21 protein-coding genes and 2 pseudogenes are annotated in these 22,872 nt (G+C 59.7%); 12 read left to right on the top strand and 11 right to left on the bottom strand.

Annotated features, from left to right (window positions below; genetic code table 11):
• Nucleotides 1-123: 123 nt before the first annotated feature.
• Together NVV72_07740 and NVV72_07735 are read left to right on the top strand one after the other, a co-directional pair.
• Entirely contained in the window at nucleotides 124-2,586 is a 2,463-nt protein-coding gene (locus NVV72_07740) for a DNA translocase FtsK (GenBank protein MCR6659229.1), read from the top strand.
• A 107-nt stretch (nucleotides 2,587-2,693) separates the two neighbouring features.
• Entirely contained in the window at nucleotides 2,694-3,161 is a 468-nt protein-coding gene (locus NVV72_07735) for a hypothetical protein (protein MCR6659228.1), read from the top strand.
• A 31-nt stretch (nucleotides 3,162-3,192) separates the two neighbouring features.
• Here NVV72_07735 and NVV72_07730 read toward each other — a convergent pair whose 3' ends face one another.
• Nucleotides 3,193-5,652, bottom strand: a complete 2,460-nt coding sequence (locus NVV72_07730; protein MCR6659227.1) for a DUF4982 domain-containing protein — start codon at nucleotides 5,650-5,652, stop codon at nucleotides 3,193-3,195.
• A gap of 194 nt (nucleotides 5,653-5,846) precedes the next feature.
• Here NVV72_07730 and NVV72_07725 point away from each other — a divergent pair, with 194 nt between their 5' ends.
• The 3 genes from NVV72_07725 (at nucleotide 5,847) to NVV72_07715 (ending at nucleotide 8,065) form a co-directional block, all read left to right on the top strand.
• Nucleotides 5,847-6,524 carry an outer membrane lipoprotein carrier protein LolA gene (locus tag NVV72_07725; GenBank protein MCR6659226.1) on the top strand — a complete coding sequence of 226 codons (678 nt, stop codon included), beginning with the start codon at nucleotides 5,847-5,849 and terminating at the stop codon, nucleotides 6,522-6,524.
• A gap of 316 nt (nucleotides 6,525-6,840) precedes the next feature.
• Complete coding sequence (gene xth / locus NVV72_07720) at nucleotides 6,841-7,641, top strand: exodeoxyribonuclease III (protein ID MCR6659225.1); 801 nt, start codon at nucleotides 6,841-6,843, stop codon at nucleotides 7,639-7,641.
• A 1-nt stretch (nucleotide 7,642) separates the two neighbouring features.
• Complete coding sequence (locus NVV72_07715) at nucleotides 7,643-8,065, top strand: hypothetical protein (protein ID MCR6659224.1); 423 nt, start codon at nucleotides 7,643-7,645, stop codon at nucleotides 8,063-8,065.
• On the opposite strand, the gene NVV72_07710 is transcribed toward NVV72_07715, so the two are convergent.
• The gene (locus NVV72_07710) at nucleotides 8,062-8,592 is read right to left on the bottom strand and encodes a lipocalin family protein (GenBank protein MCR6659223.1); all 531 of its coding nucleotides are present in this window, start codon (nucleotides 8,590-8,592) and stop codon (nucleotides 8,062-8,064) included. The two genes, NVV72_07715 and NVV72_07710, sit on opposite strands and share 4 nt — an antisense overlap.
• Before the next feature lie 130 nt (nucleotides 8,593-8,722).
• Nucleotides 8,723-9,409, bottom strand: coding sequence for a response regulator transcription factor (locus NVV72_07705; GenBank protein ID MCR6659222.1), 687 nt, complete (start codon nucleotides 9,407-9,409; stop codon nucleotides 8,723-8,725).
• A 53-nt stretch (nucleotides 9,410-9,462) separates the two neighbouring features.
• On the opposite strand from NVV72_07705, the pseudogene NVV72_07700 reads away from it, so the two are divergent.
• Nucleotides 9,463-9,971, top strand: a pseudogene (locus NVV72_07700) (L,D-transpeptidase family protein).
• Between the two features lie 37 nt (nucleotides 9,972-10,008).
• Here NVV72_07700 and NVV72_07695 read toward each other — a convergent pair.
• A protein-coding gene (locus NVV72_07695) for an IS5 family transposase (protein MCR6659221.1) occupies nucleotides 10,009-10,765 on the bottom strand; the annotation gives its coding sequence in 2 pieces (ribosomal slippage) (nucleotides 10,009-10,435 and nucleotides 10,434-10,765; 759 coding nt in all).
• Nucleotides 10,766-11,017: 252 nt separating this feature from the next.
• Here NVV72_07695 and NVV72_07690 point away from each other — a divergent pair.
• Nucleotides 11,018-11,971, top strand: a complete 954-nt coding sequence (locus tag NVV72_07690; GenBank protein ID MCR6659220.1) for a transposase — start codon at nucleotides 11,018-11,020, stop codon at nucleotides 11,969-11,971.
• A gap of 34 nt (nucleotides 11,972-12,005) precedes the next feature.
• On the opposite strand, the gene NVV72_07685 is transcribed toward NVV72_07690, so the two are convergent.
• The 3 genes and pseudogenes from NVV72_07685 to NVV72_07675 all read right to left on the bottom strand — a co-directional run bounded on the left by NVV72_07685 (nucleotide 12,006) and on the right by NVV72_07675 (nucleotide 13,535).
• A complete protein-coding gene (locus NVV72_07685) occupies nucleotides 12,006-12,809 on the bottom strand; it encodes an undecaprenyl-diphosphate phosphatase (GenBank protein ID MCR6659219.1) in 804 nt (267 codons plus the stop codon).
• A 59-nt stretch (nucleotides 12,810-12,868) separates the two neighbouring features.
• Complete coding sequence (locus NVV72_07680) at nucleotides 12,869-13,006, bottom strand: hypothetical protein (protein MCR6659218.1); 138 nt, start codon at nucleotides 13,004-13,006, stop codon at nucleotides 12,869-12,871.
• A gap of 178 nt (nucleotides 13,007-13,184) precedes the next feature.
• Nucleotides 13,185-13,535, bottom strand: a pseudogene (locus NVV72_07675) (citrate synthase).
• Nucleotides 13,536-14,323: 788 nt separating this feature from the next.
• Between NVV72_07675 and NVV72_07670 the strand changes: the two are divergent.
• From NVV72_07670 to pgi, 5 genes are all read left to right on the top strand, one after another.
• Entirely contained in the window at nucleotides 14,324-15,280 is a 957-nt protein-coding gene (locus NVV72_07670; GenBank protein MCR6659217.1) for a cation diffusion facilitator family transporter, read from the top strand.
• Between the two features lie 43 nt (nucleotides 15,281-15,323).
• Nucleotides 15,324-16,025, top strand: coding sequence for a glutathione S-transferase family protein (locus NVV72_07665; protein MCR6659216.1), 702 nt, complete (start codon nucleotides 15,324-15,326; stop codon nucleotides 16,023-16,025).
• A 2-nt stretch (nucleotides 16,026-16,027) separates the two neighbouring features.
• On the top strand, nucleotides 16,028-17,161 hold the full coding sequence (gene queG / locus NVV72_07660; GenBank protein MCR6659215.1) for a tRNA epoxyqueuosine(34) reductase QueG: 1,134 nt from the start codon (nucleotides 16,028-16,030) through the stop codon (nucleotides 17,159-17,161).
• Nucleotides 17,151-18,002 carry a glycosyltransferase family 2 protein gene (locus NVV72_07655; GenBank protein ID MCR6659214.1) on the top strand — a complete coding sequence of 284 codons (852 nt, stop codon included), beginning with the start codon at nucleotides 17,151-17,153 and terminating at the stop codon, nucleotides 18,000-18,002. The genes queG and NVV72_07655 overlap by 11 nt, the downstream gene beginning before the upstream one ends.
• Before the next feature lie 136 nt (nucleotides 18,003-18,138).
• Nucleotides 18,139-19,743, top strand: a complete 1,605-nt coding sequence (gene pgi / locus NVV72_07650; GenBank protein ID MCR6659213.1) for a glucose-6-phosphate isomerase — start codon at nucleotides 18,139-18,141, stop codon at nucleotides 19,741-19,743.
• Nucleotides 19,744-19,908: 165 nt separating this feature from the next.
• On the opposite strand, the gene NVV72_07645 is transcribed toward pgi, so the two are convergent.
• From NVV72_07645 to NVV72_07630, 4 genes are read right to left on the bottom strand one after another with little or no spacing between them, the layout of a single operon-like run.
• Nucleotides 19,909-20,532 carry a hypothetical protein gene (locus NVV72_07645; GenBank protein ID MCR6659212.1) on the bottom strand — a complete coding sequence of 208 codons (624 nt, stop codon included), beginning with the start codon at nucleotides 20,530-20,532 and terminating at the stop codon, nucleotides 19,909-19,911.
• Complete coding sequence (locus NVV72_07640; protein ID MCR6659211.1) at nucleotides 20,533-21,048, bottom strand: FKBP-type peptidyl-prolyl cis-trans isomerase; 516 nt, start codon at nucleotides 21,046-21,048, stop codon at nucleotides 20,533-20,535. It abuts the gene before it with no gap.
• The gene (locus NVV72_07635; GenBank protein ID MCR6659210.1) at nucleotides 21,048-21,473 is read right to left on the bottom strand and encodes an FKBP-type peptidyl-prolyl cis-trans isomerase; all 426 of its coding nucleotides are present in this window, start codon (nucleotides 21,471-21,473) and stop codon (nucleotides 21,048-21,050) included. Before NVV72_07635 ends, NVV72_07640 begins: the two co-directional genes overlap by 1 nt.
• Nucleotides 21,474-21,525: 52 nt before the next feature.
• Nucleotides 21,526-22,728, bottom strand: a complete 1,203-nt coding sequence (locus NVV72_07630) for a threonine ammonia-lyase (GenBank protein MCR6659209.1) — start codon at nucleotides 22,726-22,728, stop codon at nucleotides 21,526-21,528.
• Between the last annotated feature and the right edge of the window lie 144 nt (nucleotides 22,729-22,872).

The raw sequence follows: 22,872 nt of genomic DNA, 5'->3' as shown, positions 1-22,872 counted from the left end.
TCGAGCGAGGACGGGGTTTCTTACTTTTAAGGCCGCAAAACCTGACATAGTAAACCGCTATTAACCCTTTCCGTGGCATTTGGTCAGGCTGAGTTTCCCGTTTAAAGCCGCGATACATTATCCATGTCCAGCCTCACCATGACCGTTTGGAACGCCGTCGAAACCCACATGCGCGCCATGTGGCAATCGCCGCTGATGGCCCGTCTGCGCGGCGCGTTCACGGCCTTGGCCGGCTTTTCCTTCTTTATCGCACTGGCCACCTATCATGCCGAAGACCCCAGCCTGAACACCGCCGGTCATGGCGATATCCATAATGCCCTCGGTTCCTTCGGTGCCATGATCGCCGATATCGGCAGTCAGTCGATCGGCCTGGCGGCCTGGCCCGCCGCCGCGCTAATGATTTATTTCGGCCTGCTGCGCACCTTCCATCCCGATCCTGACCAGACGCGCCTGAAACTGCGCATACATGCTCTGTGGGCCACATTGTTTGTTCTGGCCTTGAGCGCCGCCATCGCCCCGATCATGACCTCGGACGATCCGGTCCTGAAGCAGAGCTTCGGCGGTTTCTGGGGCTCCGGTATCCACAATGTGCTGAAATCGGTCTTCGATTTCATGCACCTGCCGGGCAGCAATATCATCGCCAGCCTGATCTATGCCGGTCTGGCGCTTCTGGGCTTCAACAAGGCCCTGAGCCTGAACATGGGGCATTACCTGCACCTTTCCGGCGTGATTGGTGGCCTGACCCATAAGGCCGTGGCGGCCATGGGCCTTGGCCGCGCCGCCACCGGCGCCGGCGAGGCTGTGGTTGCCAAGGTCAGGCGCGCGCCGAAAGTGAAGGTCGCCGTCGATGAGGAGACCTTCGATCCGCCGGTGGAAGAGGTCGCCGCGCCCGCCTTCGCGCCGCGCATTTCGCCCAATACCGCCCGCACCGGCGCCCTGCCGCCGCTCGATGATGAGATGAGTCCCTACGAAGACCCGGACTTTCTCGATACCATGGAAACGCCAGTTTCGGACATAAAGCCGATCAAGCCATCGCCGCGCGCCGAAGCCGAAAAGCAGCCGGTCTTTGACTTCCTGCGGCCCAGCAACTTCCGTCTGCCGGAACTCAGCATCCTCGCCAAGCCCAAGGCGCGCAACCACAGCTTCGATGAAGATAGTTTGCGCCAGAATGCCCGGATGCTGGAAAGCGTGCTGGCCGAGTTCGGCGTGCGTGGCGTTATCGACCAGATCCGCCCCGGCCCGGTCGTCACCCTCTATGAACTGGCTCCGGCCGCCGGCGTCAAGGGCGCGCGCGTCGTGGCCCTGGCTGACGATATCGCCCGCAACATGTCCGCCCGCTCCTGCCGCGTCTCGATCGTCCAGGGCCGCAACGCCATCGGTATCGAACTGCCCAACCAGGTGCGCGAAACCGTCTATCTGCGCGACATGCTGGCCTCGGCCGAATTTGAGAAGGCGGGTCACAGCCTGCCGATGGTGCTGGGTGAGAATATCGGCGGCGATCCTTACGTCACCGACCTCGCCAAGATGCCCCACCTTCTGATCGCCGGCACCACGGGTTCGGGTAAATCGGTCGGCGTCAACGCCATGATCCTGTCGATCCTCTATCGTCTCGATCCGGAACAGTGCAAGTTCATAATGATCGACCCGAAGATGCTGGAACTCAGCGTCTATGACGGCATTCCGCACCTGCTGGCCCCGGTCGTCACCGATCCGAAAAAGGCCGTGGTGGCGCTGAAATGGACCGTCAAGGAGATGGAAGACCGCTATCGCCGCATGTCCAAGGTCGGCGTGCGGAACATCAGCAATTTCAACGAACGCGCCCGCGCCACCGCCGCCGAGGGCAAGAACTTCGTCCGCAAGGTCCAGACCGGTTTCGACGAGACCGGCCAGCCGATCTATGAGTTCGATGAAATGGTGCCGGAGCCCATGCCCTATATCGTCGTCATCATCGACGAGGTGGCCGACCTGATGATGGTGGCCGGCAAGGATATCGAAGGCGCCGTGCAGCGTCTGGCCCAGATGGCCCGCGCCGCCGGCATCCACCTGATCATGGCCACCCAGCGCCCGTCGGTCGATGTCATCACCGGCACGATCAAGGCCAACTTCCCGACCCGGATTTCCTTCCGGGTCACCTCCAAGATCGACTCCCGCACCATCCTCGGCGAACAGGGCGCCGAACAGCTCCTCGGCCAGGGCGACATGCTTTATATGGCCGGCGGCGGGCGTATCACCCGCCTGCACGGCCCGTTCGTTTCCGACGAGGAAGTCGAGGCCGTGGCGCAATTCCTGCGCGATCAGGGCGCGCCGCAATATCTTGAAGACGTTACCTATGGCGGCGATGAAGAGGGCGGCTCCGAAGGCGGCGCGGGCGAAGGCGGTGGCTCCGGCGACGACCTCTATGACAAGGCCGTCTATTTCGTCACCTTCGATCGCAAGGCCTCGACCTCCTATATCCAGCGCAAGCTCCAGATCGGCTATAACCGCGCCGCCTCGCTGATGGAAAAGATGGAACAGGAAGGCGTGGTCGGCCCCGCCAACCATGTCGGCAAACGCGATATCCTCGTCGGCCCGCCTCCCGGCCACTAGCAGGGTGCGAAGAACTTCCGGCTCCTTTACCCCATCTGATCTTTTCAAAGATTGATGCGCGAGACGCAATGCTGTAGTGGTATCATACCATTCAATGGGGGGATAAGATGTTTAAAAAGTTCTTAGTCGCTGCAACTGTATTGGCGAGCCTGACCGCTTTTTCACCTGCCTACGCAGGCCCATACACCGACGATCTCAGTAAATGCCTTATCAAATCTGCAAGCCCTTCAGATCAGAAAGACCTTGTTCGCTGGATTTTTGCGGCCATTGCCCTGCATCCGGATATCCGATCAATGGCTAATATTAGTGTTGAAGAACGTGCCGCTATTAACAAAAGCGCTGCCACGCTAATGGTACGTTTGCTCGCAACGGATTGCCGAGCCGAAAGTGTGGCGGCAATCAAGTATGAGGGCGACGTATCGATACAGACGAGCTTTAGTCTGCTCGGTCAGATCGCGGCAAAAGGCATCTTTTCGGACCCGGAAGTGGCTGCGGGAATGGCCGGCTTAACCGCCAATGTCGATGCGGATAAATTGAACGCACTATACAAGGAAGCCGGCGTTAGCCCAAAATAGAGGCTGCGCACCTACGGTTTGAAGGCTTGCCTCAAGCCTTCAGGCTTACCCGCCCTGAAACCAACCCCTCCGATCGCGCCTTGATCGTCACTGGCTCATTGCCCTTCACCTGCACAATCGCCTGAGCCAAGCCATTGAATGCCTTGCGGTATAGCGCCTTGTCCGGTTCGTGGCTGGTCGGGTTGCCATTGCCAACGCCGATCACTTCCGCAGGCCCTTCGACATCGAAAAAGACCAGGTTATCTGCTTTCGGCACGGTGACGCCCGCCTTGTCGAACACCTCCGCCTTCAGCACAACAATGTCTTCGATCCGGTCAAAGGTCAGAACAACCTTCGCTGCTGCCCCTGCCGTTACGCGTTCGGCCTTCATGGCGACCTTGCCGCCGCGATAGCCGTAGGCCGTGATCTTTCCCGGCGTAAAGGGCACGGTCCATTCGAGGTGATAGTCCTTGACCACATCCTTGCGGCCGACTGACTTGCCGTTGACGAACAGTTCGACCATCTCGCAATTGGAATGGACCCAGACAGAAACATCCTTTCCCGGCTCCCAGTTCCAGTGCGGGAAGAGGTGCAGTACCGGCTTATCGGACCACCACGCCTGATAGTACCAGAAATTGTCCTTCGGGAAGCCGCACAGGTCCATGATGCCGAAATGCGAGGTGACCGATGGCCACCAGTTGAAAGGCGTCGGCTCCCCGCGATAATCAAAGCCGGTCCACACAAAGCCGCCGAGCAGGTTCGGCGTCTTATTATAGAGCGGCCACCAGTTTTCCGCCGTGTGGCCCCATTTCGGTGCGGTGACATCATAGGCCGGGACATAGAGCTTGGTGTCTGAGCGCTCATATTCGCCGCGCGTACAAAGCGTTGAAGCTGTTTCCGTGCCGACCACAGGCAGGTTCGGGTATTTTTCCCGCACCGGCCCCAGGCGGGTGACGTAATAATTCACGCCCAGCACATCGAGTGACTCGGTGATGCCGAAGCCCTGACCGTTATTCATCGCCGCCGTGATGGGACGCGTCGGGTCCAGCCGCTTGGCCAGGCGGCGCATGTCGTGGGCGATCTTTGCCCCGCGTTCCGTGCCCTGCTGTGGCTCCTCATTACCGATCGACCACAGGATGATGGAGGGGTGATTGCGCCCGCGCCGGATCAGGGTTTCCAGCTCATCCATGCCTTCCGGCGCCGAAGTCATCAGCCGGTTTTCATCGATGACCATGATCCCCAGCCGGTCGCAGGCATCAAGCACCTCAGGCGTTGCCGGATTGTGCGACGAGCGATAGGCATTCGAGCCCATGGCCTTCAGCTGTTGCAGACGCCAGACATGCAGGCCGTCGGGAATGGCCGAACCGACGCCGGCGTGATCCTGGTGATTATTGGTGCCCTTGATCTTCATCGCTTCGCCATTGAGGAAGAAGCCGTCGACCCTGAACACCACCTCACGGATACCGAAGGTGCTGGCGAATAGATCCACCACCGCGCCGTTTTCCATAATCTCGGTGCGCACGCTGTACAGATGCGGGTCTTTCAGTCCCCATAACCGCGGCGCGGCCAGTTGGGCGGTCTGGTTCGTTGTTGTCTCGGCCTGCGCCGCCAGTTCGACCGGTGTTCCCAGCCGCGCCACCGCCTTGCCGTCGGCATCGCTGATTGTGGAAACAAGCGTCACCGTTTTCGCCGTATCGGTGCCATTGACAATCCGCGTTTCAATATCGACCGCGCCGGAAATATCCGATTTGATATAGGTGCCCCACTGCGGCACGTAGGTCCGCGCCGTCTTGACCAGCCAGACGTGGCGATAGATGCCGGCGCCTTCATAGAACCAGCCCTCGCCATAGGAGGCATCGACCCGCACGAGCAGGATATTCGGCTTGTCGTCGGTATTGATGAAGTTGCTGATATCGACCTCGAAGGGCGTGTAGCCGCTCTCGTGGCGGTTCAGGATATAGCCATTGAGGATAACGAGGGAATCGCGGAACACGCCGTCGAATTCCAGGGTCAGGCGCTTTTGCTCATCGCCCTTTTCCAGCTTGAGCACCTTGCGATACCAGCCGATACTGGTTTCGGGAAACTTGCGCCCGACGGGCTTGTAGCCATGCGCCGCCGCTTCATCCTCTTCATATTCCCGGCGCTTATCGGGTGCCGGCAGTGTATAGGTGTCGTTATTCACGAATGGCCGTTCCACCGCCCAGTCGTGCGGCAGGCTGACCTGACGCCAGGTGCTGTCGTCATAATCCGGCTCGGCGGCCGTGACGCCGGAAAGGCCCTGTTTGGCATGGGTATACTGATAGGCGCCAAAATTGAAATCGCGCGTCACATCCGAAGCATGGCCGAAGGCGAAACGCCAGCCGTCATCAAAGCGGATACGCTGACGGGGCGTCAGGTCGGCAGGTGCAGGGAGAATGCCGGCCAAGGTCGGTTGCGCCGTCACTTCAGTACCCAGTCCAACACCCAAAATGGCCGCGCCTTGCAGCAGATGACGACGATGCACTTCGACCATGACTTCAATCCTTCAGAAAACCATTGCCATTAAAGCCGGTTTTTGCCTCTGCACAAGCATAAAGTATACGATTTTGCCTAACGACCGCATTCACGCCGGGTTCAGCGCATCCTGTTTAAGGTCGTAAAAATGACGCCTTGAGATGTTTCCTGAAGGCATTGGATTTTTACGAATTTTGCCTTTATGGGTAGACCATGACCGATTTTACCAAACGTACTCTCTTGCTGGGCCTTGCCGCCGCGCTCGTCACCACACCCGCCATTACACCGGCCTTGGCCCAAGGCAGCAAGAACCAGTTCAGCGGCCTGATTTCGCCGCCCAGTTTCAATGCCGCTGACAAGGCGCGAATCCAGAAGGCGACGGATTATCTGCAAGCCTTGGGCACGGCTCACGGCCGCTTTGAGCAGACCGATTATCGCGGACGCAAAAGCACGGGTAACTGGTATCTGGCCCGCCCTGGCAAGATGCGCTTTGAATATGACGCCCCCACTTCGCTGCTGATCGTTTCCAACGGCAAGACGGTCAGCATGTGGGATCCGCGTCTGCAATCCTTCGATCAGTATCCGCTGTCCGAAACGCCGCTGTCGCTGTTCCTCGCCCGTCAAATCCGCTTCGATCAGGGCGTGATCGTGACCGCCGTCAGTTCTAATGCGCAAGGCTTTACGCTGAAGGCGCGCGACCGCCGCAAATCGGTGGAAGGCTCGGTGGTGCTGGGCTTCGACCAGGCGCCGAACGGCGCACTGGCCCTGCGCGAATGGACGATTACCGATGCGCAAAACCGCGCCACGAACCTGAAACTGACCAGTTTCACCCGCGATTCGGCGCAAAAGGCTGATTTATTTGTGTTAAATAAGCCGCAGAAGAAAAAATAACGCCTTTTTCACTTTTTCCCTTGTGAATTTTTGGCGAGAGTGTTATTTTGAACACATGGAGATGGAACGGCGGATTATCTCCCGACCTGGACTTCCAGGTGTGCGTTTTCCCTTTTTTCTCTTCGTGTTATGTGCCAAATCTTTAAACCGATCCGTCAGCGCGGATCGGTTTTTTTGTGTTTTTTCCGCTCAGGCACCGCGGGGCTCCTCGCCCGTGCGAAGCCCTACCGCTTCGCTGTTTGAGGGCAGACCTCGGTCGGTCCCTGGCCTTGCCAATGCCTGACGACATTGGAAACAGTAGAGAGTTTGTCCGTTTATGCGCCTTAGTCTTGTCTCGTGGAACGTCAATTCCGTTCGCCTGCGCCTGCCCCAGATCGAACAGTTCCTGAGAGATACCGATGTCGACATCCTGTGTATGCAGGAAATCAAGTGTCAGGAACACGAGTTCCCGCGCGAGGCTTTCGAGGCGCTGGGTTACAGCCATATTCACATCGCCGGGCAAAAGGGCTGGCATGGTGTGGCGCTGGTGTCGAAAATCCCGTTCGAGGCCCTGCCGGCGCCGGCCTTCTGCCGCCGTGGCGAGGCCCGCGCCCAGGGTATCCGCATAGACGGCACCGATATCTGGAATTTTTATATTCCGGCCGGTGGTGATTTCCCCGACCGCGAGGGCAATGACAAGTTCGATCACAAGCTGACCTTCTATGAACGCCTGATCGAGGATCTGGAGCGGCGTGGCACGGATAAGCCCCTGCTGATCTGTGGCGATCTCAATATCGCACCGGGCGAATTCGATGTCTGGAGCCACCGCCAGATGCTGCGCGTGGTCAGCCATACGCCGGTCGAGATCGAGACTTTTGGCAATCTGATGCGGGCGGGTGCGTTTCACGACCCCTTCCGTGTCGCCTATCCCGATCCGCAGAAAATATTTACCTGGTGGAGCTATCGTGCGGCGGACTTCCGCAAGAGCAATCGCGGCCTGCGCCTCGATCACATCCTGCTCAATCCGGGACTGATGGCGAAGGTCGGGGGCGATATCACCGCCAAAATCCACGACACCGTGCGCGAATGGGAGCGGCCCTCCGATCACGCCCCGATCCAGACCATTTTCGAGCTATGAGATGTCCGATTTAGTTGAAAGCCGCCTGCCTGAAGCCATCCTCGCCAAGGCCGACTTCCGCCATAACGAATATGCCTGGCGCATTGCCGACCTGCCGGAAGTGATCGAAGCGGCGCGTGCCATGGGCCTGCGCAATATCGGCGGCCAACTGCAAATCCGCACACCGGATGCCATCGGCGAATGTGACTGGGTACAGGTCGATGCCTGCCAGTTGATTCCGCCGATCCTGCCCTGGGACGCCCAGGTCGAAATGGCCGCCAATGTCGCCATGCAAGACCTGCAATTGCTCAAGGCGGAATTTAATTTCGTCAGGGAGATCAAAGAGGCGTTTCCGGAGCCGGTGGCGCGCTTTGTCGAGTCCGGCGGCACGCTCGAAGACGCCATCTGGTTCGTCTGGTATGTCGATGCGGAAGAGACGGCCTAAAAGGCCGGAAACTCCAGCTTAGTAACGTCATAACCTAGTTCCCCGGCCTTGGCGACCATGACGGCGCGGGCTTCGACTGTCGGCACGGTGCGGCTGTAGATCCACAGGTTCTTCATCTTCGGGTCAGCGCTGATAAACCAGCTATGGTCCGGCGATTCATACAAAACCCAGTAATTCCACGTGATGAAGAGGGGATAGTGGGCTTCCAGTTTGGCATTGGCGCCGCCGGCATCTGTCAGCACGCCGCGCGCCCTGATCGTCTTCAGTTTGCCGGTCGGCGTATCCTTGTGGCAGCCATCTTCCACCGCGATCTCGTTCGGTTTGGCGCCGGGGCTGTAGGTCGTGTAGCCCGCCACGCAGCCATTGGTCAGCCACATGGGCCGGCGGGCGATCTCCAGCCAGGTGCCGCTGTAGTGGCTTAAGGGGATGGTCGCGGTTTTGGGCGCCTGGGCATCGGAAGGCAGGGAGGCACAGGCGGACAGCAGCAGAGCGCTGATGGCGCTGGCAATGACGAGTTTCAGAAACATGCGCAAATCCTTTGTTGGCCACTAACAGAGGATACGCTGGCGGACGAAGCTGGATCACACACGCGAAAAAGCCGACGTTTCGCAACGCCGGCTTAACTTATGGGGTGAAGGGGTCCGAGACCCTTGCCTGCTAAAACTGCAATCTGTAACCGCCGGCATCCGTCATCAACAAACGGGCATTGGCGGGATCGGGTTCGATCTTCTGGCGCAGACGATAGACGTGGGTTTCCAGCGTGTGGGTAGTGACGCCGGCATTGTAACCCCAGACCTCGGTCAATAGCTCCTCGCGGGTGATCGGCTTGCCGCCGGCGCGATAGAGATACTTCAGGATATTGGTTTCCTTTTCCGTCAGGCGCGTCTTCTTCTGCGTCTGATCGACCAGCACCTTCAGCGCCGGCTTGAACTCATACGGCCCGATGCGGAAGGTGGCGTCCTCGCTGGTCTCGTGTGAGCGGACTTGCGCCCGGATACGCGCCAGCAGCACGGCAAAGCGAAACGGCTTGGTGACATAGTCATTGGCGCCGGCATCGAGCCCGAGGATGGTATCGGAATCCGAGGTCTGGCCGGTCAGCATGATGACCGGCGTGGTCAGCCCGCCCTTGCGCAGCAGGCGGCAGGCTTCACGGCCGTCCATGTCGGGCAGATCGACATCGAGCAGGATCAGGTCGGCATTGACACTTTTGCCCAGCTTGAGGCCCTCGGTGCCGTTTGACGCCTGAATGACCTTGAATTCTTCATGAAGTTCGAGCTGTTCCGCCAGGGCTTCGCGCAGTTCATCATCGTCATCGACGATCAGCAGGGTTTTTTGTTGCACCATGATCCTGTACTTTAAGTCTTGTCGTTATCAGATTAAGCCGCGATGACAAATAAATGATCAATAAGTTTAGTGCCGCCGCCGCTGGCCAATTCCACATCAACGAACATAGTGTGCGTTGCGCTATTGGGAAAGGGGGCGTTCGCCCCGCGGGCGATAAAGAGAGGGGGATGGCGCCTCTCCGCTGGGAATCTGGCCGATTCGTTCTGTTTTTTACCGTCCGGACCGCCTGGCGCCGCCCGAAACCGCTTTGGAATTGGTGCCTTTGTCGCCGGATGACGGCTGGTGCGACGAGCCGTCCTCGGCATTTTATAACCGTCATGTGAAGCTGCCCTTTCAGCCGAGCCATGAAAAGCTGTGGCGGGATGACCACGTCTATGATGTGATCGTGGTACTGGGGCATAATGATGACCCGCCGGTTTCCGGCATGGGGTCGGCTATATTCATGCACCTGGCGCGGGAAGATTATTCCGGCACCGAGGGCTGCGTGGCCGTGGCTCTGCCGGACATGCTGGACTTTCTGCGCACGGCCGGGCCCGGTGATGCCGTTGAGATTTGTGACTGAACTAATGCGGCGTGGGGTCCGTGGGTCCGGACTCATATTATTTTGCCCACCAGTTGACGATGGCTGCGATGGTTATGGTTGCGATGAAGGTTTCAATCTTTCGGTCGTACCGCATGGCCACTCGCCTCCAATCTTTGAAGCGGCAGAACATGCGCTCGATTACGTTACGTTGCTTGTAGACACGTTTGTCATAGGCGAACTGGATGCGGCGATGACGCATAGGCGGGATGACCGCCTTTGTCCCACGCTCCGCCAGCCATTCACGCAGGGCGTTGGCGTCATATCCCTTGTCCGCCACCAACTCACCTGTCGGTGCCAGAGAACCTATGCACTGCTGAGCGACGGCGACATCGGGAATATTCCCAGGCGTTACGACGAGCGTCCAGGGTCTGCCATATGCGTCGCATAGAGCGTGGATCTTGCTCTGGCGTCCGATCTGGGTACGGCCGATACCATTGGCCAAAGCCCCCTTTTGCACCGCCGGCTGAGCGGTGGGCTCGCACCAGAGTCGCGTCGAGGAACAATCGGTCAGGCAAGGCTTCCTGACCGGCCAGGGCATGGAAAATTGCCTCCCACACGCCCTGATCGGCCCAGCGCACGAAGCGATTGTAAAGCGTCTTCTTCGGGCCATAGGCTGGCGGACAATCACTCCAGCGGCCACCCGATTTCAAAGCATGAACAATCCCGGATAAAACCCGCCGGTCGTCCACACGCGGCTTTCCAGGACGTCCTTTGGGTAGCAAAGGCTCGATCCGCGCCCACTGCTCATCAGAAAACCAAAACAAATCAGACATGATCCACCTCCTGGCAAAGAAAGTGAATCACATCCGCAGGCTCAAAGGAATCCCAAATATGAGTCCGGACCCGCAGGCCCCAAACCCTGTCTGTTGTGGGTATGCTATTGTGAAGATCGCCGCCGGGAGACTGTCCAAACCCCGATCCCTTAGAGATCGTTTCTGGGCTCAGTCCCCGGCAGCTTCACACCAAACCTGAACAGTTGCCAGGGGGCGGTCGCCACCGACCCCGTATTGACAAGGACAGGCCCCATGACCTTGCACCAATTTCCCATTGGCGTCGATGTTTCCAAAGCGACACTCGACATCTTCGACAGTCAAACTTCGCGTTACTTTCAGATCGATAACCACACTGATGCCATCACAGCCTGGCTGGATGGCCTCGACACCCAACGTCTTGTCGTGTTCGAAGCTACAAGCCGTGTTGACCAGACCCTGCACACAGAACTGGAGCGGCGTCAGGGTGCCTTTGTCCGCGTAAACCCCAGAGACGCCAGAGACTTTGCTAAAGCCTCAGGCCGACGCGCCAAGACAGACCGCGTTGATGCAGCCATGCTGGCCCATATGGCGCAGGCCCTAAAGCCGGCACCGTCACAACCTCGCTCGACCGAACGGGTTAGGCTCAGCCTGTATCTCAGCAGGCGCCGGCAGATGGTCGAAATGCGCAAGCAGGAACGTACCCGTAGACATCAGTTCTGCAATGATCCCTGGATATGCCAAAGCCTCGACCACATGCTCAGCATCCTTGATCAGCAAATCCGCAGCATTGAAGCCGTAATCCGCGAACTGATCGAGGCCAACTCTGACTTCCGCAAAGCCTCTGTCTGCCTGCAAAGTGCGCCAGGCATCGGACCGGTTACCGCAGCAACCCTGATCGCGGATTTGCCTGAGCTCGGACACAGAAACCGAAAACAGATCGCAAGCCTGACCGGACTGGCCCCTCATCCAAGGGATAGCGGAACATTCAGGGGAAAAAGAACCATCTGGGGCGGAAGGCGCCACATCCGCCACCTCCTCTTCGCCGCTGCCGTAACCGCAAGCCGATCAAAAGCCGACGTAAAAGACCGCTATCAGGCCCTCACAAGCAGAGGAAAACAAAAGAAGTGCCCCCTCATTGCCATTGCGAGGTGGATGATCACAGCACTCAACGCTATGATCGCTAAAAACTCAAACTGGCACACAAAAGAAATGGCGCAGATCACCTGATCCGCGCCACACTCAAACACAGTTGCCCATTAGATTAGTGCGCGAAACCGAACCACCACACCAGTCCGCCCACGCCGACCACGACTCGCCACAGGGCGAAGAAGCCGTAACCGCGCTTCTGCACGAAGCTGATAAACGGCTTGATCACCAGCAGCGCCGACAGGAAGGCGACCAGAAAACCGATGGCGATAGTGCTGTACTGATCGGAAGTCAGATCCTTGTGGCTGTCGGCGAATTCGACCACGAAGGCGCCCAGCATGGTCGGGATGGCAAGGAAGAAGGAAAATTCGGCCCCGGCCGTCTTGTCCACTTTCGCCACCATGGCGCCGATCAGGGTCGAGCCTGAACGCGACATGCCGGGAATGATGGCCAGGCACTGGAACAGGCCGATCAGCAGCGAGGTCTTGATATCGAGCTTCGCCGAATCATGATGCACTGGCTTTGGTGCGTATTTATCGACAGCCCACAGCGCCACGCCGCCGACGATCAGGGCGCCGCAGATCAGCGGCACATTGTCAAACAGCGCACCCAGGATGCCCGATTTCTTGACAATGACGCCGATCACCACCGCCGGAAAGAAGGCCACAAGAACGCTGATGGCGAACCGGCGCGAATCCGCCGAGGTCGGCAGGGTAATCACGGCCTTCCAAAGCCGCGCGAAATAGAGCACGACCACGGCCAAAATCGCGCCCAACTGGATCATGACGGTGAAATTGCCGCCCGGATCATTGAACGCCATCAGCTTTTCGGCGATCAGCAGGTGCGCCGTGGAAGAAACAGGTAAGAATTCCGTGAGCCCTTCGATCAGACCCAGCAGCGCCGCGAGTAAATAGTGCATGGAAACCCCTATATGATCGGGAAATTCTTAGAGCACTTTAAACGCCAAGTGAATCGAAATTATCCCTCAACCGGTTCGGTGGCTTCCGGATGGATGCCGATATAGCGCAGGCGCGCCTTCGGCGAAGCGCCGGTCTGCATCTGCTCGATGGCGTGGGCCAGCCAGCCGGCGCTGCGGCCGAGGCCGTAAAGCGTCATCGGGGCTTCGCGCGGCAGGTCGAGATGGCGGCCGATCAGGGCCAGTGGCGAGCGACATGCCGACGCTCTGGCCGGTCAGGTCTTCACCGACTCGCAGGATCATTTTCAGGTCTTCGCCCATGTGCGGTGCGGCCTCGATCAGGTTGCGAGCGCGCAGGGTTTCCGAAGGCGAGGGTTCTTTTTCGAAGCCTGGCAGTTCGTGGCCTTTTTCGAGCAGCGCCTTGGCCAGGGCCAGCGGATTGCCGTGGCGCCGCACCTGGGTGACATAGGATTCTGCCCGCGAAATACGACCGCCCAGTTTCGGACTGGTCAGGGTGGCGAAACCGGCGATCAGCGGAATGGCGAGCGGTCCCATGGTGGCGGCGGCGACACGCACGGCCAAGGTAGCTTCATCGAGGCTGGTATCGGCCGAAAGAACGAGCGCGCGGCGCAGCAGGTCAACGTCCTTCAGGTCATAGACCTTCCAGGCACGCGCCAGGCGCTGGTGGAAGAACAGGCGTGGGCCGCCATTGGTCACCGAGTCGAACATCTCGTTCAGCAGGCTGGCCGCCTCGGTGCCGAGGTCGCGTTCAGCCTTGATCTCGGCCAGGGCGTCTTCTTCCGGGCGGCGGCTGAGCATGGAGAGCACGCGCGTGCGCGGACCGCCGGGAAAGTTGACATCCGGGCGCGGCTTGAGCGGACCGAACGGATTGGGGCTGTCGCTGCGCCACAGAAGCGCCGCCACGTTTTCAAAATTTTCCGTTTCGGCAAGCGTGACCAGGTCGCGGCCACGGACATAGTGATGGCCGTGCAGGGTAATGGCGACTTCGGTATCAATGGCCGCTTCGCCACGCGTGATGGTGCCGCCGGAAAGGCTGGTGGCGGCATGGTGGCGCGGCGCGCCGTGATCGGCTCTGGAGTCTCTGGATATCCGGCCAGGTGCGCGGCGTGACAGGCGCTCGACATCATCGAGCGCATAGAGGCTGAGGCGCGGATGCGTGGGGTCGCTCTTGGCGGCGATGCGCTGGCGGCTGACATAGGCATAGAGGGTTTGCGGCTTGACCTCGAGGCGCTTGAGGGCCTCGGTGCGGCTGATCCAGACTCGTGACATGTCTACCTGCTCAAAAAACGAAACAAAAACCACGGCAAATATCAAGATTGATTATTGCGAGGTTTACACCCTTTGCGCCAAAGTCAAAGGTGGATTTACGATTTGTTAACATGTTTTTTCATCGTAACGCCACCGGCCAGCCTCCAACGGCTTCCGGGCCAAATCAGGGCGGGAAGCGGGCGATCGTGCGGCTTTGCAGAGCGACGGTGAAGTGCTAACAGATTTCAATGACTTCCAAACCGCCTCACGCCAAAGGCCCCGGCCTGCACAATTTGTCACCGGACAGCCTGGTGCGGCTGGCCACCACCCTGTCGGTCGTCACGGCCTGCGTCATGGTGGCGATGAAGGGGGTGACGCTTTACCTGTCGGGTTCGCAGTCCATCCTGGCCTCCCTGGCCGATTCCGGACTCGACCTGCTGGCCTCTCTGATCACCTTCGGCGCGGTGCGTTATGCCAAGGTGCCGCCGGACAAGGAACACCCCTTCGGCCACGGCAAGGCCGAAGCCTTCAGCGCCCTCTTCCAGGCAGGGCTTGTCTTTGCTTCGGGCGCGCTGGTCATGCAGTCGTGCATCCATAATCTGCAAAATCCGCAGCCGATCGCACGGTCCGGCCTGGCGATCGGCGTGCTGATCCTGTCTCTGGCCCTCACCCTGGGGCTGGTCTTCGTGCAGAACCTGGCCCTGAAAAGCAGCCAGTCGGTGGCGGTCTCGGCTGACCGGATGCACTATGTCACCGACCTGGTCAGTAACGGCGTGGCCCTGGCGGGCGTGGTGCTGGCCACCTTGGGCCTGGGCTTCATGGATGCGGTGGCCGGTTTCCTGATGGCGGCGTGGTTCATCTGGGGCGCGGTCAATGTGCTGAAGGAGGCCGCCGACCACCTGATGGACAAGGCGCTGGGCGATGGCGAGGTGGCGCGCATCGCCGGCCTGATCGCCGATGACGAGCGCGTGCTGGGCGTCCACCAGTTGCGCACACGGCTGACCGGACCCTATATCCAGATCCAGGCCCATGTCGAAATGGCGCCGACCCTGTCGCTGGATGCGGCGCACCAGATCATCATCGCGGCCGAAAAACGCCTGCTCGATATCTTTCCCAATGCCGATATCCTGATCCATCCCGATCCGAAAGGCCGGGCAGAGGCCCATGCCGGCGTTTTCAGTGAAGAACACGACGCGGACACCTGACTGGGCTTTGACTTACGGGGGGCGAATAAGGCATAGAGAAGCCATGACCGCCTGTTCGCGCCAGCTTTACCATTTCGCCTTCGACCCGCATTCGCGCATGGTCCGCCTGGCGCTGGGCGAAAAGAAGCTCGCCTTCGAGGAGGTCCCGGTACGCTACTGGGAGCCGGACGATACGATCCTGCGCCTGAATCCCTCCGGCCTGCTGCCGATCCTGGTGGAAATGCCGGAGCCCGACTCCGGCGGACAAACCCATCGTATCTGCGAGGACCGCGCCATCATGGAGCACCTCGAAGAAGCCTATCCGGATATCCGTCTGTGGCCGAAGAACGTCAACGAACGCGCCGAGGCGCGCCGCCTGGTGGGCTGGTTTGAGCGCAAGTTCGATTTCGAGGTCAATGCCCTGCTGCTGCACGAAAAGATGGAAAAGCGGCTGATGGGCGGCGGCGTGCCCGATATACCTGCCATGAAGGCCGGCCGCGACGCGCTGAAAGACCATCTGCGTTATTTTGAAAGCCTGCTGGCCGTGCGCAACTGGCTGGCCGGGCACACCATCTCCTATGCCGATTTCGCCTGTGCCGGACAGTTGTCGATTCTCGACTACCTCGATGAAGTGAACTGGTCGCGCTACCCGCACCTCAAGACCTGGTACATGGTGATCAAGTCGCGTCCCTGTTTCCGTCCGCTGCTCAATGACAAGCTGCCCGGCGTGGCGCCCTCGGCCCACTATAAAGAACTCGACTTCTGATCATGGACGATCTGGCCGCCTCCATCCGGCAGCAGGCGCATGTTTTGGGATTCAGCGCGGCACGTTTCGCGGCCTTACCCGATGTCTGGGCGGCGTCCGAGCGGCTTCAGGCGTTTGTCGAGGCCGGCTTTCACGGCGAGATGACCTGGATGGAAGAAACGCTGGAACGCCGCAGGCACCCGCGCAACATGTGGAGCGACGCGCAGTCGGCCCTGGTGCTGGGTTATAATTACGGCCCCGACAGCGATCCGCTGGCTTTGCTGGATCAGACCGACACGGCCAATATCAGCGTCTATGCGCGCGGCGACGATTATCACGAGCTGATCAAGAAGAAGCTCAAACAACTGGCGGGCTGGATCGTCGGCCAGACAGGCTGCGAGCTGAAGGTCTTTGTCGATACGGCGCCGTTGATGGAAAAGCCGCTGGCGGCGCTGGCGGGCCTGGGCTGGCAGGGCAAGCACACCAATCTGGTGTCGCGCGAATTTGGTTCTTGGCTGTTCCTTGGCGTCATTCTTCTGGATCGGGTGATTGCCGAGGATGCGCCGGAACCCGACCATTGCGGCTCGTGCCGTGCCTGTCTGGACATTTGCCCGACCAATGCGTTTGAAGGCCCTTATCGGCTGGATGCCCGCAAGTGCCTGTCCTATCTCACCATCGAATATCGCGGGCCGTGGCCTGAAATATACCGCCGCGCCATAGGCAACCGCATCTATGGCTGCGATGATTGTTTGGCCGTCTGTCCTTGGAACAAGTTCGCCAGCGCGACGCATGATATCAAGCTTCAGACGCGGGAGGGTTTCGAGGGTTTGAAACTGGCCGATCTGGCGGGGCTCGATGATCCGTCTTTCCGGGCGCTGTTTTCCAAATCGCCGGTCAAGCGGATCGGCCGCGAGTCCTTCCTGCGCAATGTGCATTATGCGCTGGGCAATCACTTCCGTGTGTCTCGCCATCCGGAGACGGCCGCGCTATTGGAACGCAGCCTTGATGAGGAAAATCCGGTGGTGCGCGGTGCCGCGGTCTGGGCCTTGAAGCAGGGGCTTGAGCCGGAAGCGTTTGCGCGCCTGCGGGTGCAAAAAGCCGCCGGCGAAGCCGATGCGGATGTTCTGAAGGAATGGGAGGGCGGCCATGCCCAGTGACACGCCGAAATTCACCCTCATTACCCTCAGTTACCACAGCGAAGCCTCTATTGAGCGTTGCCTGAAGGCTTTGACGGCGCTGGGCCGCACGGTTGAAATCATCCATGCCGACAATGGCTCGGAAGCCATGGATTTCGACGCCCTGCAAGCGCAGTTTCCTTCGGTCGTCTTCATGCCGTTCGGTGAGAACCTGGGCTATGCGGCGGGCAATAACCGGGCGGCGAAGGCGGCGCGCGGACAATGGCTCGGCTTTATCAATCCGGATGCCTTCGTAGCCGATGACTGGCTGAAGGCGATGAAGCAGGCCGTTGACGATTACCCGACCATCGGCCTGTTTACCTCCCTGCAATTTCAGGCGGACGACACCTCGCGGCTGGACGGCGCCGGCGACGCCCTGACCTTTTTCGGCTTCCCCTATCGCTCCGGCCTGGGGCAGGTTCTGCCGCCGAATCTGAAACCCGCGCATGTCTTTTCGCCCTGCGGCGCGGCCTTCATCATCCGGCGCGACCTGTTCGAATATCTGGGTGGTTTCGATGAAAATTTCTTTTGCTATTGCGAAGACGTCGATCTCGGTTTTCGCGCCAGTCTGATCGGCGAAAGCTGCGTCTTCGTGCCCTCGGCACGCGTCGATCATATCGGTTCGGCCAGCACCGGGGTGCGCTCTGATTTCGCGCTTTTTCACGGCTATCGCAACCGCCTCTGGATGTATGTCAGAAACATGCCCCTGGCCCTGCTGCTGCCGACCCTGCCGCTGCATATTGGTCTTACGGTTATCATGGCCCTGGTCGATACCCTAAAAGGCAAGGGGGCGTGGTCTGGCGGGGTATTTTCGCTGCGCTGATAGGCATGGGACCAATCCTGAAACAGCGAAAGTCAATTCAGGACGGGCGGCAAATAAGCGCTTTACGGCTGGCCAAAAGCTTGACATGGAGTCCGCTCAAAATTCTTTCCCGCACCATGGACCACCGGAGCCGACCATGACCCTTGATGCCCTGAAAACCCAGGCCGCCGCCGACGCCCACCTCAAAATCGTTGACCAGTTCGCGGCCGATCCGGATCGGTTGTCGCGCATGAGCCTCAATGTCGCCGGGCTCTTCATCGATGTGTCGAAGCAGAGCTGGTCGAAGGCCGGTTTCGAGGCCACCATCGCTGCCGTGGCGCAATCCGGCATCACCGAGGCGCGCGAGAAGATGTGGACGGGCAAGGAAATCAATGTTTCCGAAGGCCGCGCCGTGCTGCACGTCGCCCTGCGCGATTCCGACGCGGAAAACCTGCGACTGCGCGGGCCGGAGATCACGTCCGACGTCAAGACCGCCCGTGACGCCATGAAAGCCTATGCCGATGGCATCCGCTCAGGCGCCATCACCGGCGCTACCGGTAAGCCTTTCAAGACCATCATCCATATCGGCATCGGCGGTTCCGACCTCGGCCCGCGTCTCGTCTGGCACGGCCTGGTGCCGCTCAACCCGCAAATCGATATCCGCTTTGTCGCCAATGTCGACGGTTCCGAACTGGCCCTGGCCACCGCCGGCCTCGATCCGGCCGAAACCCTGGTCATCGCCGTTTCCAAGACCTTCACCACCCAGGAAACCCTGGCCAACTTCCTGGCCGCGCGCGACTGGCTGATCAAGGGACTGGGTGAGGAAGCCTCCAAGAAGCACCTCGCCGCCGTCTCCGCCGCACCTGATAAAACCGGCGCCTACGGCATCCCGGCCGATCGCGTCTTCGGCTTCAAGGACTGGGTCGGCGGCCGTTATTCGCTGTGGTCGGCCGTTTCGCTGTCGGTCATCATCGCCGCCGGATACGACGTCTATGAGCGCCTGCTCAAGGGCGCGCATGAGATGGACCAGCACTTCCTGACCGCGCCGCTGGAAAAGAATGCCCCCGTCCTGCTGGCCGCCGCCCAACTCTATAACCGCATTGGCCTCGGCCGCCCGTCTCGCGCCGTCATCCCCTATGTTCACCGTCTGCGCCGCCTCGCCGCCTTCCTGCAGCAACTGGAGATGGAATCGAACGGCAAACGCACCTCGCCGACCGGTGAACTGCTCGATACGCAGACCTGCCCGGTGGTCTTCGGCGATGAAGGCACCAACGCCCAGCACGCCTTCTTCCAGATGTTGCACCAGTCGGAAGACATCGTGCCGCTGGAGCTGATTGCTGCGCAGCATAATGCCGAGGCGTCGACCGACATGCAGCAGAAGCTGCTGTCTAACGTCATCGCGCAAGGCGAGGCCTTCATGGTCGGCAAGTCGCTGGAAACTTCGGAAGCCGAATGCCGCAAGCTTGGCTTTGATGACGCCAAGACCGCCCAGATCGCGCCGCAAAAGGTCTGCCCCGGCAACAAGCCGTCAACCACGGTGTTGCTCAACGAACTGACGCCGGAAACGCTGGGCGCCCTGCTGGCCATGTACGAGCACAAGACCTTTGTTGAAGGCATCGTCATGGGGCTGAACAGCTTCGATCAGTGGGGCGTTGAACTCGGCAAGACCCTCGGTGTCAATGTGCTGAAGGACATCACCGGCAGTGAAATCGCCGCGCATGATCCGAGCACCACGGCGTTGATCAAGCGTATTAAAGGGTAAGACGCAGGGTGCTTGCACCCTGCACCCATAACAGGACAGGTATGGGCTTAAGGTTGAAATGCCGACAGGATGGCCTTTTGATGAGTTATAAGGTCACCGTCAGCCAGTGGCCATGATATCAACCAATCACGATAACTCAAAGCGTGGAATGCCACGGCCGCGCCATCAACAGCTTTGGCAAATCTGGCGATTTCTGATCTGTGCTGGACGTGAGCCGCAGCTTCGATCATCTTGCCATCGCGCTGCGCTGGCTCGGCGAAAAAGATAGACAAGGGCGGGCTTCAGACCCTTTCGACGCCCATCCGTGACCAGCCCGAATGCGTGTTTAACCAACTGGGCCGCGTCCAGATAATCAAAGCGCTGGCTTCCGCTGCGCAGATCATCCCGCATGGTTTCAAATGGTGCCATCTCATCCCCCCAGACGGGTCGATCATAGGCATCAGAAAGAGACACCACCTTCTTGTCGCGGAAGGGTTCAAACCGCTTGGATTCGATGCCAATCAGATGCGTTTTCGTCACAACGGCCGCGTCGAGCCAGGGATGACGACCCCCAGACCACGGGAAGCGTGCGCAATATTCGATATCGACTTCCAGAGCGGGAAAGCCGGCTTGCAGTTCGCCAAAAGGTGGCCGTTGCGCCGGGCGGCCATGGAACCAGCCAAAGCAGTTGACAGCCAGAGCGGCGGAACTTTCGGGACTGGCCAGTTTGCCGCTGGCGATCTCATTGCCGCCCGCCGCTTCCAGCCGGGCGCTGACATATTCGACAGGTACGTCCGGCAGAAAATCCATTTACTTCCCCTGCACACCCAGCAACTGAATGCGGAAGATCAGGGTCGAATTGGGCGGGATCTCGCCCATGTCGCGCTCGCCATAGCCTTGGCTGGGTGGTGTATAGAGCGTCACTTCGTCGCCGACATGCAGCAGCGGGATAACCTCCTGCCAGGCCGGCACCAGGCGGGAGAGCGGGAAATCGGCCGGCTGATTGCGGGCATAGGACGAGTCGAAGACATGGCCATTGAGCAGCTTGCCTTCGTAATTGATCTTAACCGTGTCGTTGATTGTCGGCTGCGGGCCGGGATTAGGGCTGCGCGAAACGATCTTGTACATCACGCCCGAAGGCAGCTTGATGATGCCCGGTTGCTTGGCGATATCGGCCAGATAGGCCTCGCCGTCCTTCAGGTTCTGCGCCGCGGCGGCATCGGCCGACGCCTGCATGGCTTCAAGCTGGGCCGCAGTATCCTGCGACGGACCGCACGCCGTCAAGGCAAGGATGCCAGCCAGGGCAGCGATGGAGACGAGGCGCATTACTGGTTGATCCCCAGCAGTTGCACGCGGAAGATCAGGGTCGAATTGGGCGGGATTTCGCCCAGGTCGCGCTCGCCATAGGCTGAGGTTGGCGGCGTGTAGAGGACGATCTCGTCGCCGACATGCATCAGCGGAATGACCTGCTGCCACGCCGGGATCAGGCGACCGAGCGGGAAATTGGCCGGCTCATTCCGTTGATACGAGGAATCAAAAACCGAACCATCCAGCAGCTTGCCTTCGTAATTGATGGTGACGTTATCGGCCACAGTCGGCTGTGCGCCGGGATTGGGCGAGCGCGAGATGATCTTATACATCACGCCGGAGGGGAGCACTGAAACGCCCGGCACCTTGGCGGTCTGGGTCAGAAATTCCTGACCTTTTTGCAAGTTCTGTTCGGAAACGGTTTGGGCGTTTGTCTTGTCCATGGCTTGTCCACATGCGGTAAGAATGAAAGCGAGAGCGAAAATGGTGGCTTTTTTAGTCCATCCGTAGCGCATATCCGGTGCTCCTGAGGGCTTCTGAAATTTCAAAGGCATGACGCGGGCCTTGCGTCTCCACCATGATGTCGAACTCCGCCCCCTTGGCGGGGACATCGAGCACCAGGCGGTTATGCGCCACATCGACGATATTCCCGCCTTTTTGCGAGATGACATCGGCCATGCGCGATAACATGCCGGGGCGATCGTCGCCTAAGATTCGATAGGTGACAAGGCGTTTTTCGCGGACCAGTTCGCGCTGGAGCACCGAGGCCAGAAGGCGCAGGTCGATATTGCCGCCGCAGAGGATCAGGCCGACATTCAGGCCCTCGAAGCGCTCCGGGTAGCGCATCACGGCAGCCAGGCCGGCGGCGCCGGCGCCTTCGGTGACGGTCTTTTCGATATTAGCGAGCGCCGCGATGGCGTGCTCGAAATCGGCCTCATCGATGATCAGCACGTCGTCGACCAGCGGATTGGCGAGGGTGAAGCTGATGTTTCCCACCTCCTTCACCGCGATACCCTCGGCAATCGTGGCGCCGCCCATCGGGATTGGCATCCCCCGCCGGCGGGCGGTGAAGGAGGGGAACATGGCGGCTTCGACGCCGATGATCTTGATCCACGGCTTCATTGCCTTGGCGGCGATGGCGGCACCAGCGATCAGACCGCCGCCACCGATCGGCACCAGAATGACATCCAGTTCCGGCACGTCTTCCAGCATTTCCATGACCAGGGTGCCCTGGCCGGTCAGAACCTGTTCGTCATTGAACGGATGGACATACACGCCGCCTTTTTCAGCGCACAGTTTCTGCGCGATGACCGAGGCCTCATCATAGCTGTGGCCTTCGATCACCACCTCGGCACCATAGCCGCGCGTCTTTTCCACCTTCACGAAGGGCGTGCCGATCGGCATGACTATGGTGGCGGGGATGCCGAGGCGCTGGGCGTGCCAGGCCACCCCTTGCGCGTGATTGCCGGCGGAGGCGGCGAAGACACCGCGATGGCGTTCATCCGCGCTTAGTTGCAGCAGCTTGTTGAGCGCGCCGCGTTCCTTGAAGGCCGAGGTATATTGCTGGTTTTCCGCCTTCAGCCAGAGCTTCGTCTTCGTGGCGGCGCTGAGGCGCTGGGAAAAGGCGCACGGCGTGCGCACGACATGGCCCTTTATGCGTTCGGCAGCGGCTTCGATATCTGAAAAGGTCACGGTCATGATGGCGCTCCCTTATCAGAGGGGACGGGGCATGGCTTTGAAAAAATGGGAGAGGGCGCAAAAAAGTCAAATGGTTTCAAATACAACTAAAATAATCGATTCAATTATTACGTTGGCCAAATTGACCAAATTTGCGGGCAAAAT

It is taken from the genome of Asticcacaulis sp. (genome assembly GCA_024707255.1).
GTDB lineage: Bacteria > Pseudomonadota > Alphaproteobacteria > Caulobacterales > Caulobacteraceae > Asticcacaulis.
This window is presented reverse-complemented; position numbering and strand designations above follow the sequence as displayed.